Consider the following 15,482-nt stretch of genomic DNA (forward strand, 5'->3'; position numbering starts at 1 on the left):
TTTGAAAGGGGGGTTGGGGGGATCTAAAATCCAAAAGCCAGTCGTAGGAATTCTCCTCTATCGCAAACACGTTATCACCAAACAACCTTACATACCGCAACTCATTCGCAATTTTCAAGAAGCTGGTTTGATACCATTACCCATCTTTATTAATGGTGTAGAAGGTCATGTCGCGGTGCGGGATTGGATGACAACTGACTACGAAACTCAGCAACGACAACAAGGAAATGTAGAAATTGCTTCGCTTTCAAAAGAAGCAGTCAAGGTTGACGCCATTGTCTCAACGATTGGCTTTCCTCTTGTCGGTGGTCCGGCTGGTTCAATGGAAGCGGGAAGACAAGTTGATGTTGCAAAACGCATCCTTACTGCTAAGAATGTACCATACATTGTCGCCGCACCATTGCTGATTCAAGATATTTATTCTTGGACGCGCCAAGGTATTGGAGGATTGCAGAGTGTTGTTTTATATGCTTTGCCAGAATTGGATGGGGCGATCGACACCGTTCCCCTTGGTGGTTTGGTGGGAGAAAAGATTTATCTGGTTCCCGAACGGGTGCAGCGATTAATTGGGAGAGTGAAAAACTGGGTTGCTTTGCGACAAAAACCTGTCTCGGAACGAAAGATTGCAATTATTTTGTATGGGTTCCCGCCTGGTTACGGTGCTGTGGGAACAGCTGCGTTGTTAAATGTACCAAGAAGTTTACTGAAGTTTCTTCAAGCATTGAAAGACCAAGGTTATACGGTTGGAGATTTACCGGAAGATGGAGAAGAGTTGATTCGCAAAGTTAAAGAAGCGGATGAACTCAAATGGGAAGATAAGCAAGATGAAGAAAATATTGTTCCCTCATCAGTTAATGTCCGCACCTTGGAAAAATGGCTAGGATACCGGAGCACATCCCGGATTGAGAAACAATGGAAATCTCTCACGAGTACTGGGATTAAGACTTACGGCGATGAATTTCATATTGGCGGTGTTCAGGTTGGAAATGTTTGGATAGGTGTACAACCACCATTGGGATTACAAGGTGATCCGATGCGGTTGATGTTTGAACGAGATTTAACTCCTCATCCCCAGTACGCTGCTTTTTACAAATGGTTGCAAAATGAATTTGCAGCTGATGCGGTTGTTCATTTTGGGATGCACGGTACTGTAGAATGGTTGCCTGGTTCTCCTTTGGGGAATACGGGATATTCTTGGTCTGATATTTTGTTGGGAGATTTGCCTAATCTATATATATATGCGGCGAATAATCCTTCGGAATCGATTCTGGCAAAGCGTCGCGGTTATGGGGTGTTAATTTCTCACAATGTCCCACCTTATGGGCGTGCGGGTTTGTATAAGGAGTTGGTGACGTTGCGGGATTTGATTGCGGAGTATCGAGAGGATCCGCAGAAGAATTATGTCCTGAAGGAAGCGATTTGTAAGAAGATTGTGGATACTGGTTTGGATGCTGATTGTCCGTTTGAGGATGCGAAGCGGTTGGGGATTGGGTTTACGCCTGAGAATATTCGGATGTTTAGTGGTCATGCTTTTGATGATTATCTGGTGAAGTTGTACGAGTATTTGCAGGTTTTGGAGAATCGTCTGTTTTCTTCTGGGTTGCATGTTTTGGGGGAAAAGCCAAGTGAGGAGGAGTTGGCGGGGTATTTGGAGGCTTATTTTGGAAACGAACCGCAGAGGCGCAGAGAACGCAGAGAGGAGGAGGAAGAGGAGAAGAGAATTAGAGAGTTGTTGGGACAAACTACTGATGAGTTGACGAATCTGGTGCGGGGTTTGAATGGGGAGTATATTTTGCCTGCGCCTGGTGGGGATTTGTTACGGGATGGTGTGGGTGTTTTGCCTACGGGGAGAAATATTCATGCTTTAGATCCTTATCGTATGCCTTCGCCTGCGGCGTTTGCACGGGGACGGGAAATTGGTCAAAAGATTATCGCGCAGCATCTGCAAGAGAATGGGACGTATCCGGAGACTGTGGCGGTGATGTTATGGGGTTTGGATGCGATTAAAACTAAGGGGGAATCTCTTGGTATTCTTTTGGAGTTGGTTGGTGCGGAAGCTGTGAAGGAGGGGACGGGGCGAATTGTTCGTTATGAGTTGAAGCCTTTGGCTGAGGTGGGACATCCCCGGATTGATGTGTTGGCGAATTTGTCGGGGATTTTCCGCGATAGTTTTGTGAATATTATTGAGTTGTTGGATGATTTGTTTGAACGGGCGGCTGAGGCTGATGAACCGGAGAACCAGAATTTTATTAGGAAACACGCTTTGGCTTTGAAGGCGCAAGGAGTGGAGAATGTTTCGGCGAGGTTGTTTTCTAATCCTGCGGGTGATTTTGGTTCTTTGGTGAATGATCGTGTGGTTGATAGTAATTGGGAATCTGGGGATGAGTTGGGGGATACTTGGAAAGGTCGCAATGTGTTTAGCTATGGTAGGCAAGATAAAGGTCAAGCTAGACCAGAAGTGCTGACTCAACTTTTGCAAAACACCAGTCGCATTGTCCAAGAAATTGATTCTGTGGAATACGGTTTGACTGATATTCAAGAATATTATGCCAATACTGGTGGTTTGAAGAAGGCGGCGGAGAAACAACGCGGGAAAAAAGTGACTACTAGTTTTGTGGAAAGTTTCTCGAAGGATACGACTCCCCGAAATTTGGATGATTTGTTGCGGATGGAGTATCGCAGCAAGTTGCTGAATCCTAAATGGGCGGAAGCGATGGCGAATCAGGGTTCGGGTGGTGCTTATGAAATTTCTCAACGGATGACGGCGTTGATTGGTTGGGGCGGTACTGCGGATTTTACTGATAATTGGGTATATGACCAAGCTGCTGATACTTATGCTTTAGATGCAGAGATGGCGGAGAAATTACGAAAGGCGAATCCGGAAGCTTTTCGTAATCTTGTGGGCAGGATGTTGGAGGCGCATGGGCGCGGTTTTTGGGAGGCGAGTGATGAGAAGTTGCAGAAGTTACGCGAATTGTATGAGTTGACGGATGAGGAGATTGAAGGTGTGACGGTTTAGAAGGTAGGGTGGGTTAGCCGAGAGTACGGCACCACACAAACTCACCTCTTTTGAGGCTATGATGTCTTCAAATGATTACACTTTCGGAGTCAGAGAGCAAATTATATGGAAAACTCTTTCACTGCAATATTTGAAAAAGTCGATGACTGGTATATTGGCTACGTCCAAGAGTTATCTGGCGCAAATGTCCAAGAAAGAACTTTGGAAGAAGCAAGGGAAAGCCTGCGGGAAGTCATTGAGCTAATTTTAATCTCAAATCGGGAATTGGCAGAGCAAAAACTATCTGGTAAAGATGTTGTGCGTGAAAAGATTACAGTCAAAATATCGTCAAGAGACGAGAATTGATTCGCCATCTGGAAGCCAACGGTTGTCTTTTGCTTCGAGAGGGTGGAAAACACACCATTTACTACAATCCATCAAACAATAGAACATCAGCAGTTCCAAGACATACCGAGATAGTTGATATTTTGGCTGTGAAAATTTGTAAAGATTTGGAGATACCTCCACCCTAGCAATATTAATAGCTGGTAAGTTGAATGACTTAACTATTAAAGATAGATTGGAGCGATCGCCTAATATCTCGTCAGACGCTAAGTAACTGTATTTTACTAAATTCAAAAATGGCACAGAAGTTGCCTTAAGCAACAGCATATTTTGTATGGGGCGGAAAGGGATTGAGCAAGTCACCATCCATATCATCCCTCGAAAAGGTTTCTACCCAACTAATCGCACTGAATGTTACACTTTGCAAGTCTTGATGAGAGAGAAGATATAATATTCCACCACTTTGTTTCTGTTGTTTCTCGTTCTATTCCTACTTCAAAACTTATCCATAACCAGATCAGTAATCCTCCTGGAAGATGACCTACAGGAGATTTAGCATTGAAGGTAAGTTCATCATAATTCAACCAACCAGAGTTTCTATACCATCCGACGCACTTACAAAGATGGATGTAAATTTTCATATCAATATCAGGTTTACCACCAACTTCCTGCCAAATGCGCTTTTGTACGCTAAAGCCGAAATGCGCATTGCTGTATTTTACCCAAAGTTGGTCAATGGTGCTTAAGTCTGTGCAGGGAAAGTTGTTAATAGATTCAACATCAAGCCAGCCATCCTTTTCTCGACCAGCTACTTTCAGCATCAGTCTAGTAGTTTCCTCATCTGCTTCTTGCCACAGGTTGGCTTTGAGTAGCTTCTCCAGATTACGGTAATCTACCCCCATATCTGAACTTAATTTATTAGAGATAATCGCTTGCTGGGAACCCAATAAGTTTAACCACTCCTGCATCGTTTGAGGACGGTCTTTTGCCTCTAACGCCATGCCTTGCAGAATTACCTGATTAACACCATTGCTGAGACTGGGGACGAGTTGCTGGGGTGGTACTAATTCCTCGTTATCAAACTTGCGGTCAAAGGAATTGGTGGGGCGTTGCCCAGTTACAGCATAATACAGGGACGCAGCCAAACAATACACATCCACTGTTGGGTGACGAATACCTTTACGCACTAATTCATAAGGCGCAAATGCCTTGTTTCCAAAAGATCTCGAAAGTGTACTAGGTGGAGACATATCCCCAGCAATACCAAAATCAATCAGCACCGCTTTGCCAGAGTTAGAAACCCCTGGCTTAAAACTGAGCATAATATTGGGAGGGGTGACATCAAGATGGAAGATATTTTTTTTATGCACTTCCACCAAGGCTGATCCTATTTGTCGGATGTATTTAACAGCTTCAGTTTCTGGTAATGCCCCTCGGTTTTGTACAAACTGCCACAAACTCTCGCCTGGTATATATTGCATCACCAGACAGGAACGACCATCTTCCTCAAAGAAGTCGAAGACTTGCACAATATGAGGATGGGAGTCTGCACAACATTCTCCCAGCATTTGTGCTTCTTTTTTAAAGCGTTTAAGATACTTGGGATAGTCTGGATCGTTTTGGACACTTAAATTTGGTGTTTTGATGACGACTCGGCGATTAAGCTGAGTATGTATTGCTTGGTAGGTGACAGCAAAGCCGCCGCCGCCCAACTGTCTTTCTATCTTGTATTTGCCGTTGTGTATGAGTTGCCCCTCGCCCCAGTACATAATTAAAGGTTTGTCGTTAACTATTATTGATTTTGACACGCCTTTTGCGGATATGGCAGGTGCTACAGTTTGCCATAAGTACTTAGAACTACGCAATGTGCCAGTGTACATCCGCAAGCATTGATGCTTTGGCGATTTCCTATCTTTCTTTTGGTATTAGTTGTTATCAGTCAGAAAAGCAAAATTTTGTCACTTTTTCTGCGGGAGACTGGAAGATGGTGGCGTGTCTTGTGTTGTGGAACTGGTGGGTGTAGCTAATGGTTTTGGGAACAATTTATCCCGTAAATTTATAGTGGCGTCTAATCCTGATATTATTCCTGCCAATAACCCCAACACAGTCAAAATCCCTATTATCCGTGCCCACAGAGGTTTTATCCAAAGTAGTTTCGGGAGAGAAAAACCTCTTGTTTGCAACCCCAATTCTTTCAACCAGTCCTCTACTGTCTGGGGACGTTGTTCTGGTTCTAGTTCCATTCCTTGGATTATGGCATTGTTAATGCGATCGCTAATTTGGTTGTTCAATTCTTTGGGTTCAGTTAATCTTTTATTTTGGTCTTTCCTGTTTATCGCACTAACTGGCTGTTGTCCTGTTAATAATACATATAAAGTTGCAGCAAGAGAATAAATATCCGTCCAAGCACCGCGTCGTTTCTGTTGTGTGGCGGAGTTGAAGTGTAGTTCAATGGGTGTAAATCCGTCAACTCTAGCACCGCGACTTGTCAACGGACTGTCAAATCCTCTTGCTAAGTCAAAGTCTATCAAAACAGCTTGATACGTACCTGCCCGCACCATGATATTTTCTGGTTTGATATCCCGATGTAAAAATCCTTGTTTATGAACTTCGATAAGTGCTTGTCCAATTTGCTGAATGTAACCGAGGGCTTCTTTTTCTGGAAAAAATCCCCGTGATTTGACAAGTTTCGCTAAATTATCTCCTTGAATATACTCCATGACTATGCATGGTAAGTCCCCTTCTTTGAAGGACTCTATCATAAGGACAATATTGGGATGTTGACATCTTGCGAGTTTAGGGGCTTCATCTAGAAACCCTGATTCTAAGTAATTACGGTCTTCTAAACCAAGTTGATTGAGTAAATCGGGATTCAGTGTTTTAATAACAGTTTCTTTTCCATCCCTATTTGTGGCAAGATAAGTAATGCCAATCCGTCCCCTTCCTAACTCTCGTTTTATTTCATACTTATCGCGGTGTAATTTCTGTCCTGGTGCCCACGTCATTGGTTGATAGTCACAAAAGTTTGAATTTATTTTGGCACAGATATCCAGGGATCAGAAATTTGTCAATTTTGGAACAACCTAACCTTCAACCGTAACCTTAAGCAACTGCATATCCTGTATGAGGACGAACATTAGCTGGATGAAATCCTAGCACAATCCTATCTTTGGGAATTCCTGCAGCTACTAATTCATAGGTAACTCCATCCTCTGTATCGTCCCGTTGCACCCAAACCTTACCATCAATAATATCAATGTGGACTAAACAACCGTGAATCCGCTTAACACCATCCCATCCTAAAGTAATGAGTAAATAGCTATCATTTTCACTATCGAAGACTGTTTTACACTGGATGTCTCCGTGCGAGTAAGGAATCTGTGTATATGGAATTAATACATCTTTAATAATGCGTCGATAAGTATTTAAGGTATCCATTGCACAATCGTCTCACTGTTAGGATTGAACACGACTAGATAGAGATTTTCTGTCTCTATCAAAAGTTTACCAATTGGCTCCTCGAACAAAGCTGTAAATATATTGTCGCGCACCGCCAAATACAACGTTCTTTCAGGTTCAAGACGCCCAATAACAGCCCGGTACATGACAAATCCGCCAATAGCATCTTTTAAGTCTTGCATTTCCGACGGACTCATAAAACTTTTAATTTCCACAGCTATCTTTTTATTTCCCTGTTCTGCGGCTAGTAGTCGTTGTGCTCCTAAATCCACATACATATCTTTCTGCCCCCATTTTAAATGCAAAGGGTCGTCTGTAATTGTCCAGCTGTCTTTAAGCAAAGCATTTTTGACAGCATCATGATAGATATCTCTTGCTGGCATATCAAAATTCATTTAAATGGACATTAACTTTTTAACCCACTTTCGCTGCAGCATCTACACCATCGCTGATAAGATGACCATCTTCCATATAAATAATGCGATGTCTGGCGACAAGCCGCTTCGCGTCTACGGCTATATCAAGAATACGGTTATCATGAGTCACCAGCAAAATTGTACAGCCTTGTTCTTTCGCTAACTTCTGCATCAATTCCACGACATCACGCCCAGATTTTTTATCAAGTGCTGCTGTGGGTTCATCTGCTAGAACTATTCTTGGTTGACTGATGAGGGCGCGGGCGAGTTCCCTTCGGGAACGCTTCGCGAACGCCACTCTCTGCTTTTGTCCACCCGATAAACTGTCTGGATAATAATCTGCACGATTTCCCAAACCTACACTCTCCAACATACTAATAGCTTTACCATCCATGTCCTGATTTAAAAACTCGTCATGCAACTCTAACGACATCCGCACGTTTTCTCTTGCTGTTAGAAATGTCATGAGGTTATGCGCTTGGAAAATATAGCCAATTTGACGACGAACGTCTCGCAGCTGCTTCTTACTCGCACTACACATTTCTTGTCCTAAAATTTTCAAACTTCCTTCTTGGGCAGAACGCAGTCCTCCCATAAGGGTTAACAAGGTTGTTTTTCCTGAACCTGAAGGTCCAGTCATAATGATAATATCGCCAGAGTAAATATCTAAATTGATATCAAATAACGCTTGTTTGCGAAGCGTACCTTCACCAAAGTAATGATTGAGGTTTTGGGCAGAAATGACGGGTTCAGTTGTTACTATGTGCATTGGGTTATGAGAAGAAGTTATTTTTTTGATAGTCTTATTTTTCTAGGTTATTATTGACTGACTGCCTAAGATGTGCGTAGTAATTCATCAGAAAATCTCAACCTGGCAACAAGCGCAGGTGGAATTTGAGTAAAGTTAGACCAACTGTAAAAGCGACTATTAGAAGAATCGTCAGCAGGAAAAGCAGGTTCTTCCAAGCCATCAAGTACAAACCCAACACGGAATGCTGCACCTAACAAAACGTGCAATGGTCGATGGAAGTACAATTGGGGTTTTGGTTGATTTTCAATTGCTAATCCTTTTGTGGTGCTGGGTTGTAAGTATCCAGACACTTTGACCGAGTATTCTGTTACTAGTTGACCTTCGCAATCCTTGACTTCTGCAGCCATACTGGTATGTGTACTATTGAAACAAGGATGCATCACGGCAAAGACAAAGCAGCCTCCAGGACGCAACAACTTTGTGAGTGCCCGTAACAGAGAGTCAATTTCTGCCATGTCCATAAGTACCATTGCGGATACAGCAGCATCAAAGGAACGTTCCCCTAGCCCAAGTAAAGCTGTCTCATCTGTAGCGTCGAGGACGTGATACTCAATTGATGTCTCATGCTGTTGAGTTCTTTTGCTGGCACAAGTAATCATCTCCTCGGCAAAATCTATTCCGACGACATGTGCACCCAAGCTAGCTAATCTGCGAGTTGTCAGCCCAGTTCCACAGCCTATGTCCAAAATACGAGTACCCGGTTTTATCTCCAGCAGTCTCTCCATCGCAGGACGAATCAGCAGTTGATGAAAGTCGTTCCCGTTATCTCCCATGCGGGCGTCCCATACACTAGCGTTGGTATTCCACGCATCACGAGTTTCGTTGTTGAATGCATTTGTTGAGTCATTTGACATTGATATACTCCCAGAACATTTCTGTGATCACTTATATCAAATCCGTTTATATCAGAATTTATTTCTCCTTCCTCTTTCTCTGCGTACTCTGCGTCTCTGCGGTTTTTTAATCATTTATTACTCACTAAAACACATCCGCAGGATCTGCAGATTGTAACTTCCTCATTGCAACTGCCCCAGAAAAAGTACACATGACTATCGTTATGATAAACACAGTCATTGCACGAGTCAGTGTCATCGCAATAGGTAGCAAAGTTGCTGCATATGTCACTTGGTAGAGTGCGATCGCAATCAAAAATCCAGGCACATAACCCAATGCTGCCAAAAGTAACGCTTCTTGAAACAAAACACCCAAAAGATAACCGTCACTATATCCCATTGCCTTCAATGTGGCGTACTCTGGTAAATGATCCGAAACATCACTATAAAGAATCTGGTGAGTGGTTAGTTGTTAATTTACGTTCACTCAGAGATTCACGAGTGCAGCTAGTAAAATCCTGACTACCACTTCCAATTCTTCGGTGACTCGGTAAAGGTTGATTGCTTGTTCAATACGCTGCGCCTGTCGGTACAATATACCAAATTGCCAAATGTTACCAGTTGTTACTGCTCCCAATATTTCTGGTTGATTGGAATCAGTCCATCTATCAAGGGCTATCATCTCAGTCGCTAGTTGTGTAAATCCCCTATTTATATCTGCTTGCTTGGCTTCAATCACAATTAAATTGGTCTGTGTTCGTAGGTAATAATCCAAATTACCTTGAAGTCGATTATCAACTTTGATGTTGTATTCAATCCGCAATTTGGCACGGGAATAGTGGATTAATTCGGTAACAACTGGCGCAATAAGTATCTCTCGTCGCGTAGCTTCGTTTTCCAAATCTACATATGGTAATACTTCTTCAATTCGTTGTTTTAAATCAAGTAATCGGTCTAGTGTACCGGAATATTGCGGCAAATGGAGAAATTTCCGCTCGAATGAGTAGCCAAACTCTGCAACTAAATCATCAATTGCAAATCCCAATTCAAAATAATTACTAAAAGTATACGAGCGATTTGGGTCTAGCAATGGTTGGCGGCTCATTTGATTCCTCCAAGAAAGCTAGCTATACAGTAATTGATTCAGATTGCGAGCGCGATATTTCTAAAACTCTTTTTAACCAGTCTTCGGCTTGTTGGGCGATTTTCGTTTTTTCTTTGGAATCAGACCAAATTTTTTCCCAATCAAATAGCCAACGCGTCAAAACACGCCCTAAATCAACCAATTCTGCTGCTTGATCAATATCTGCCTGTACCATGTCTGGAACAGTCCATTCAATAAAATACCTACTTTCTTTGGCAAGATTGAGTATCGATTCCTGATGCGATTCCTCGGCACATAAGTTTTTAATCTGAGATAAATTTTCAGCCAACTTATGCAGGCGATTAGGAATATCATTTTTTACAAAGCTTTGTTTCTTTAAGCTAAAGTCTGTCATAATTTTCCTAGAAACTCGATAATGATTTGAGCAACCCTTTCTCTAATATTAGGGTCTAGTATTTCCATTGAACGATTTTGACGAGGACGAAGATTAACAATCGAGTCGTAAGTAATTTTCTGATTCACAGGCATAAAGCTTGCACCCCAGATATTTTCTTGAGTGCTACCATCATCTAGCAATACCTGTTCGCAGTCATAATGCATATCACCCCCTCCAGCAATAACTCGGCGCTCAACATCAACTACAGTTTTGATAGAAAACTTATGCTCTTCCAGCATTTGCTCGATTTGCTCTCTTGTAGCGCGCTCGCGTAGCAACAGAATCAATTAGCTTTCCTCTATTTTAAAACTATGTCTAGACTCCACACTATACTTTGTGTTGCAACATCCGAACATTATCTGATGAAAGTTATAAAGTAGGAAAGAAGCTTATACCGATTCTCTATAAACTTGCACTAAATAATTAAATCTCTCTTCTTGCTCTTTTCTTGGCGTTCTTGGCGTTCTTGGCGGTATGCGCCAAGGGCGCACGCTACGCTAACGTTTTAAAAATAAAGTGCATCTATGGCACTTTACGAGCAAGCTATCATGGAGAACTGGTATGAGTAATCAAAGATACTTGATTTGAGAGATTAAATTAAAGGAGACACAGCAGAGACAATGGCAATCGACCCTGAAATCACAAGACATAGAGAGTGGTTGGGTTTTCTCCAACCAGTAGGGTTGGTTGTGTCTCCTCCGGCGTTGGTGAAGGCGCAGGCGGTGGTGAATCGCAATGTGGTGGATTTGCAACAATCGCTGCTGGCTGTGGTTGATGAGGATGGTAGGATTGCAAATTTTCTTTCTTTCGTGGTATAAGTATTAAATTGGGATAACTCTAACTTAATTGAGGCATCGACAGAATATGAGGTAGCGTTACCTGATTACGGCGAAGTCCTCGCGCCTACCTATATTGTGCCTGAACCAGATAGCGACTCACCGCTGATGTTGGTGCAAATCATTTCCCCGGATACTGATTTGGATGCAGTTGCACCTTTGATTGCTAAGTCTGGTACAAGTTGGCACGCTAGTCCTCAAGCAAAATTTGAGCGGTTGTTGCGGGAGACGCAAATACCCATCGGTTTGTTGTGTAAGCGATTCAACCACCACGAATTCCTGATGGTGTGGTGTATAGGTTGTTAGAAAAGTTACTGATTTTGGAAGGAGAACGGCTTTCTTATCGGGCGCTGGATGTGGAGCAAATTGGCTCAGTGTATGAAGGTATCATGGGTTTTGCTGTGGAACAAGCGAAAAGTCCGAGTATTGGAGTTTACAGCAAGCCCAAGGGGTCAAAGGTTTCGACGACGGTGGTGGTGGATGTGGCAGCAATTTTGGCGGCGAAATCAGGCGATAAGCCGGAGGCTTGACGCTTCGCGTATCGCCCTAAACTATTAAAAGAATGGGCAAACTGTGAAATTTCCGGAAATGCCCTCAAGGAATTAAAAGCAGCACAGACATTAGAAGATGTGGTGGCGGCGCTAGATCGAAAAGTGTCGCGACAAACACCGCATATTTTACCTGTGGGTTCGCTGTACTTGCAACCAGGAGAAGAACGCAGGCGTTCTGGTTCTCACTACACACCCCGTTCCCTCACCAAGCCAATTGTGGAAACAACACTGCGTCCGGTGTTGGAAGCTTTGGGAGAACGTCCCACCGCTGAGCAAATTTTATCGTTGAAAGTTTGTGATTTGGCGATGGGTTCCGGTGCGTTTTTGGTGGAGACTTGTCGTCAGTTGGCAGAGAAGTTGGTGGAAACTTGGGAGAGAAAAGAGCAGGGGAGCAGGGGAGCAGAGGAGCAGGGGGGAGAAGATTCTCCTGCGATCCTCCGTCTTTCCACCCCTCTGCTTTCTTCCGACGAACCCCTCCTTCTCGCGCGTCGCCTCGTCGCCCAACGCTGTTTGTATGGAGTGGATAAAAACCCGTTTGCGGTGAATTTGGCGAAGTTATCTTTATGGTTGGTGACGCTGGCGAAGGATTTGCCGTTTACATTTTTGGATCATGCGCTCAAGTGTGGAGATTCGCTGGTAGGGTTGAGGAAAGAGGAGATTGGTTCTTTTGGGAAAGATGCGGCTCCGTTGTTAGCACTGTTGAAAGAACAACTTGAGCGTGCGCATTCTTATCGGACGGAAATTCAGGCGTTGGATACCCGCAGTGATGCTGATGATGACCAAAAGCGGAATTATCTATATAAAGTAGAACAAGAATTGCACGAGGCGCGGTTAACAGCAGATGTGAGAATTGCGGCGTTCTTTGAGGGAAGTAATAACAAGCAGCGGGAAGAGAGAGAAAAAGAGATTGGAGAATTGGTGAGAAATTGGCGGTATCACCAAGCAGATACTGAGAATTTGCAGGAAATTGCGAGTAGGTTGCGGAGTGGGGAACGCGGGATTATTCCGTTTAACTGGGATATTGAATTTCCAGAGGTATTTGATAAGGATGATAGAAATAATAATCCAGGGTTTGATGCGATCGTTGGGAATCCGCCGTTTGCGGGAAAAAATACCACAATTAACGCCCATGCACCTGGTTATCAAGATTGGTTAAAAGAAGTTTACCCAGAATCTCACGGTAATTCTGATTTAGTGGCGTTTTTCTTCCGTCGTGCTTTTGAGATTTTGCGTCAGGGTGGGACGCTTGGGTTAATTGCTACAAATACTATTGCACAGGGTGATACTCGTAGCACTGGACTGCGTTGGATTTGTCAGCAAGGGGGAACAATTTACAATGCTCAAAAACGGTTAAAATGGCCCGGACTAGCAGCAGTTGTTGTCAGCGTGGTTAATATATGTCAAGGAAATTATAAACAGACAAAGCTGTTGAATGGGCGAGAGGTTCCCCGAATTTCTGCATTTTTGTTTCATGCGGGGGGAAATGAAAATCCGGCGGTGTTGCTGGCGAATGCTGAGAAAAGTTTTATTGGAAGCTATGTTTTGGGAATGGGTTTCACGTTTGATGATAGTAATCCAGAGGCGACACCCATTGCAGAAATGCAGCGTTTGATTGAGAAAGATTCAAAAAATGCAGATAGGATTTTTCCTTATATTGGGGGAGAAGAGGTAAATAGTAGTCCAACTCACGCGCATCGTCGTTATGTTATTAATTTTGGGGAGATGAGTGAGGATGAGGCGAGGTTGTATCCTGATTTGATGGAGATTGTAGAGCAGAAGGTTAAGCCAAAGCGATTACTTGATAATCGTGCTTCATATAGAAAATATTGGTGGCAATATGCAGAAAAAAGAGTAGATTTGTTTAGAGCGATCGCCCCACTTAATCGCGTGTTAGTCATTTCTCGCATCGGTCAACATGGCTCATTTACATTTTTACCTTCAAATATAGTTTTTTCTGAGGGTTTAGTAGTTTTCGCACTTCCCACCTACTCAGCCTTTTGCATCCTTCAATCCCGCATCCACGAAATTTGGGCAAGATTTTTCGGTTCATCCTTGGAAGATAGACTTCGCTACACCCCCACCGACTGCTTTGAAACCTTCCCCTTCCCCGAAAACTCGCAAACCAACCCCACCCTAGAAGCCGCAGGCAAAGAATACTACGAATTCCGCGCCGCCTTAATGATTCGCAACAACGAAGGACTCACCGACACTTACAACCGCTTCCATGATCCAGAGGAACGCGACTCTGATATCCTGAAATTGCGCGAACTTCACGCCGCAATGGATAAAGCCGTCCTCAATGCTTACGACTGGAGTGATATTCCTACCGACTGCACCTTCTTACTAGACTACAACGATGAGGAAGACCTCACCCCCAACGCCTCTGCTTATGAAGGAGAGGGGAGTAGTAGACAGCGGAAAAAACCTTGGCGCTACCGTTGGACAGAACAAGTGCATGATGAAGTTTTAGCACGCCTCCTCGACCTTAACCAAAAACGCGCGGAAGCGGAAATTCTTGGCGGTAAGGCGGCGGAGGGGAAAGCGAAGGCGAAGAGTGCGAAAAAGAAAACAGCTAAAACCAAATCTCAAAAGCTTGTTAAAGATTCGCCAATAATACCAGGGTTTAATGTGGAGTAATATTAATTTAAATTGCCTAAATATAAGCGGAGACAATGACAATTAAAGAACAAATTACACAAGAACTAGAAAAATTACCTGAACCCTTGTTGCAGGAAATTTTAGATTTCGTTCAGTTTCTCCAGGCAAAAAACCAGCAACGTAACATAAGAGAAATCACTATTATGAGTGAATCATCACTACAAAAAGATTGGTTAAAACCAGAGGAAGAAGCTGCATGGCAGGATTTGTAAAAGGTAATGTCGTTATCGTTCCCTTTCCATTTTCAGACTTAACTCAAACAAAACGTAGACGGAAAATTCTCTTTTCTCTCTTTTCTTGGCGTTCTTGGCGTCTATGTCCTGCGGACACGCTGCGCTAAGGCGGTTGATAATTTTTACAACTCAAATAGGACTGCGATATCATGCCTTACAGTCAATTCACCATCGACAGAGTAAAAAAAGATTTTCGCCTGACTACTGTAGAGGGAGTTCGCTTTTTTCCAGACTCGATTGAACCAGTGACTCCGAGTCCGAGACTACAAGGAATCTTAGAAGATTTACCGTGGGCTATAGCTGTAGATACAGAGAAAGCACGTTCTGAAGTGATCATAAATCCCGTGCTTCTGGAAGTGCGGCGCATTTTTAATCAGCAAATCAGCGTATTTTCCGGGGAAGAATTTAACGTTGATCCGAGTATTGGACTCAACGGTGTATGTGACTTCCTGCTTTGTCGTTCACCCGAACAATTAACCGTGGAAGCACCTGCAATTGTGATTGTTGAAGCGAAAAAATCTGATCTCAAATCTGGACTCGGACAATGCATTGCAGAAATGGTAGCCGCACAGCAATTTAATGAAGCCAAAGCACAACCCATAACAGCAGTTTACGGTACTGTAAGCAGTGGAACGCAATGGCGATTTCTCAAACTTGAGGGACAAACAGTCACAATTGATTTAATGGATTATCCTCTTCCTCCTATCGAACAAATTCTTAGCTTTCTGGTGTGGATGGTGAAAGCTGGTTGATTTTTACGTCATAAATTTTTCAAGTTATGAATTGACACTTGACAAAACT

General features: G+C 43.2%; 18 protein-coding genes and 1 pseudogene. 9 read left to right on the plus strand and 10 right to left on the minus strand.

Translation table 11 applies throughout. From position 1 onward, the window contains the following. The 3 genes from DP116_RS00380 to DP116_RS00390 form a co-directional block, all read left to right on the plus strand. Positions 1–3,019, plus strand: a 3,019-nt coding sequence (locus tag DP116_RS00380) for a cobaltochelatase subunit CobN (RefSeq protein ID WP_169153275.1), incomplete at its 5' end; no start/stop codon positions are given. 105 nt (positions 3,020–3,124) lie between these two features. Continuing rightward, a complete protein-coding gene (locus DP116_RS00385) occupies positions 3,125–3,364 on the plus strand; it encodes a type II toxin-antitoxin system HicB family antitoxin (protein WP_169153276.1) in 240 nt (79 codons plus the stop codon). A 29-nt stretch (positions 3,365–3,393) separates the two neighbouring features. Then, positions 3,394–3,531 (plus strand): type II toxin-antitoxin system HicA family toxin, encoded by a 138-nt coding sequence (locus tag DP116_RS00390; protein WP_244838252.1) that lies wholly within the window; start codon positions 3,394–3,396, stop codon positions 3,529–3,531. A gap of 210 nt (positions 3,532–3,741) precedes the next feature. Here DP116_RS00390 and DP116_RS00395 read toward each other — a convergent pair whose 3' ends face one another. From DP116_RS00395 to DP116_RS00440, 10 genes and pseudogenes are all read right to left on the minus strand, one after another. After that, positions 3,742–5,223, minus strand: a complete 1,482-nt coding sequence (locus DP116_RS00395) for a serine/threonine-protein kinase (protein ID WP_211172993.1) — start codon at positions 5,221–5,223, stop codon at positions 3,742–3,744. 78 nt (positions 5,224–5,301) lie between these two features. Next, the gene (locus DP116_RS00400) at positions 5,302–6,348 is read right to left on the minus strand and encodes a serine/threonine protein kinase (RefSeq protein ID WP_169153277.1); all 1,047 of its coding nucleotides are present in this window, start codon (positions 6,346–6,348) and stop codon (positions 5,302–5,304) included. Positions 6,349–6,445: 97 nt separating this feature from the next. Then, on the minus strand, positions 6,446–6,781 hold the full coding sequence (locus tag DP116_RS00405; RefSeq protein WP_169153278.1) for a XisI protein: 336 nt from the start codon (positions 6,779–6,781) through the stop codon (positions 6,446–6,448). Next, positions 6,769–7,185 (minus strand): XisH family protein, encoded by a 417-nt coding sequence (locus DP116_RS00410; protein ID WP_169153325.1) that lies wholly within the window; start codon positions 7,183–7,185, stop codon positions 6,769–6,771. Before DP116_RS00410 ends, DP116_RS00405 begins: the two co-directional genes overlap by 13 nt. 31 nt (positions 7,186–7,216) lie before the next feature. Continuing rightward, a complete protein-coding gene (locus tag DP116_RS00415; RefSeq protein WP_169153279.1) occupies positions 7,217–7,987 on the minus strand; it encodes a DevA family ABC transporter ATP-binding protein in 771 nt (256 codons plus the stop codon). A gap of 65 nt (positions 7,988–8,052) precedes the next feature. Then, on the minus strand, positions 8,053–8,883 hold the full coding sequence (locus DP116_RS00420) for a class I SAM-dependent methyltransferase (RefSeq protein WP_169153280.1): 831 nt from the start codon (positions 8,881–8,883) through the stop codon (positions 8,053–8,055). 124 nt (positions 8,884–9,007) lie between these two features. Next, positions 9,008–9,322: pseudogene (locus DP116_RS00425) on the minus strand (FtsX-like permease family protein); the annotation flags it as partial. Between the two features lie 27 nt (positions 9,323–9,349). Beyond that, on the minus strand, positions 9,350–9,967 hold the full coding sequence (locus DP116_RS00430; protein WP_169153281.1) for a hypothetical protein: 618 nt from the start codon (positions 9,965–9,967) through the stop codon (positions 9,350–9,352). A gap of 22 nt (positions 9,968–9,989) precedes the next feature. Then, complete coding sequence (locus DP116_RS00435; RefSeq protein WP_169153282.1) at positions 9,990–10,361, minus strand: hypothetical protein; 372 nt, start codon at positions 10,359–10,361, stop codon at positions 9,990–9,992. Beyond that, positions 10,358–10,690 (minus strand): DUF5674 family protein, encoded by a 333-nt coding sequence (locus tag DP116_RS00440; protein WP_281357333.1) that lies wholly within the window; start codon positions 10,688–10,690, stop codon positions 10,358–10,360. The genes DP116_RS00435 and DP116_RS00440 overlap by 4 nt, the downstream gene beginning before the upstream one ends. Before the next feature lie 333 nt (positions 10,691–11,023). Between DP116_RS00440 and DP116_RS28865 the strand changes: the two genes are divergently transcribed. The 6 genes from DP116_RS28865 to DP116_RS00455 all read left to right on the plus strand — a co-directional run bounded on the left by DP116_RS28865 (position 11,024) and on the right by DP116_RS00455 (position 15,433). Continuing rightward, entirely contained in the window at positions 11,024–11,221 is a 198-nt protein-coding gene (locus tag DP116_RS28865) for a hypothetical protein (RefSeq protein ID WP_246275423.1), read from the plus strand. 96 nt (positions 11,222–11,317) lie between these two features. After that, entirely contained in the window at positions 11,318–11,545 is a 228-nt protein-coding gene (locus tag DP116_RS28870; protein ID WP_246275424.1) for a hypothetical protein, read from the plus strand. Next, positions 11,539–11,769, plus strand: coding sequence for a hypothetical protein (locus DP116_RS28875; RefSeq protein ID WP_246275425.1), 231 nt, complete (start codon positions 11,539–11,541; stop codon positions 11,767–11,769). The genes DP116_RS28870 and DP116_RS28875 overlap by 7 nt, the downstream gene beginning before the upstream one ends. 102 nt (positions 11,770–11,871) lie before the next feature. After that, complete coding sequence (locus DP116_RS00445; RefSeq protein WP_339381523.1) at positions 11,872–14,427, plus strand: Eco57I restriction-modification methylase domain-containing protein; 2,556 nt, start codon at positions 11,872–11,874, stop codon at positions 14,425–14,427. Between the two features lie 35 nt (positions 14,428–14,462). Beyond that, positions 14,463–14,660: a DUF2281 domain-containing protein gene (locus DP116_RS00450; protein WP_169153283.1), complete on the plus strand. Its 198-nt coding sequence runs from the start codon at positions 14,463–14,465 to the stop codon at positions 14,658–14,660. Positions 14,661–14,830: 170 nt separating this feature from the next. Further along, positions 14,831–15,433, plus strand: coding sequence for a hypothetical protein (locus DP116_RS00455; RefSeq protein WP_169153284.1), 603 nt, complete (start codon positions 14,831–14,833; stop codon positions 15,431–15,433). Positions 15,434–15,482: the final 49 nt, after the last annotated feature.

Source organism: Brasilonema bromeliae SPC951 (assembly GCF_012912135.1).
GTDB classification, from domain to species: domain Bacteria; phylum Cyanobacteriota; class Cyanobacteriia; order Cyanobacteriales; family Nostocaceae; genus Brasilonema; species Brasilonema bromeliae.

What these genes read in the sequence shown, in the direction of transcription:
- DP116_RS00405 (WP_169153278.1), bottom strand. Translation starts at nt 6,781, where the DNA reads ATGGATACCTTAAATACTTATCGACGCATTATTAAAGATGTATTAATT.
- DP116_RS00385 (WP_169153276.1), top strand. Translation starts at nt 3,125, where the DNA reads ATGGAAAACTCTTTCACTGCAATATTTGAAAAAGTCGATGACTGGTAT.
- DP116_RS00450 (WP_169153283.1), top strand. Translation starts at nt 14,463, where the DNA reads ATGACAATTAAAGAACAAATTACACAAGAACTAGAAAAATTACCTGAA.
- DP116_RS00400 (WP_169153277.1), bottom strand. Translation starts at nt 6,348, where the DNA reads ATGACGTGGGCACCAGGACAGAAATTACACCGCGATAAGTATGAAATA.
- DP116_RS28865 (WP_246275423.1), top strand. Translation starts at nt 11,024, where the DNA reads ATGGCAATCGACCCTGAAATCACAAGACATAGAGAGTGGTTGGGTTTT.
- DP116_RS00430 (WP_169153281.1), bottom strand. Translation starts at nt 9,967, where the DNA reads ATGAGCCGCCAACCATTGCTAGACCCAAATCGCTCGTATACTTTTAGT.
- DP116_RS00395 (WP_211172993.1), bottom strand. Translation starts at nt 5,223, where the DNA reads ATGTACACTGGCACATTGCGTAGTTCTAAGTACTTATGGCAAACTGTA.
- DP116_RS00420 (WP_169153280.1), bottom strand. Translation starts at nt 8,883, where the DNA reads ATGTCAAATGACTCAACAAATGCATTCAACAACGAAACTCGTGATGCG.
- DP116_RS00435 (WP_169153282.1), bottom strand. Translation starts at nt 10,361, where the DNA reads ATGACAGACTTTAGCTTAAAGAAACAAAGCTTTGTAAAAAATGATATT.
- DP116_RS00410 (WP_169153325.1), bottom strand. Translation starts at nt 7,185, where the DNA reads ATGCCAGCAAGAGATATCTATCATGATGCTGTCAAAAATGCTTTGCTT.
- DP116_RS00415 (WP_169153279.1), bottom strand. Translation starts at nt 7,987, where the DNA reads ATGCACATAGTAACAACTGAACCCGTCATTTCTGCCCAAAACCTCAAT.
- DP116_RS00455 (WP_169153284.1), top strand. Translation starts at nt 14,831, where the DNA reads ATGCCTTACAGTCAATTCACCATCGACAGAGTAAAAAAAGATTTTCGC.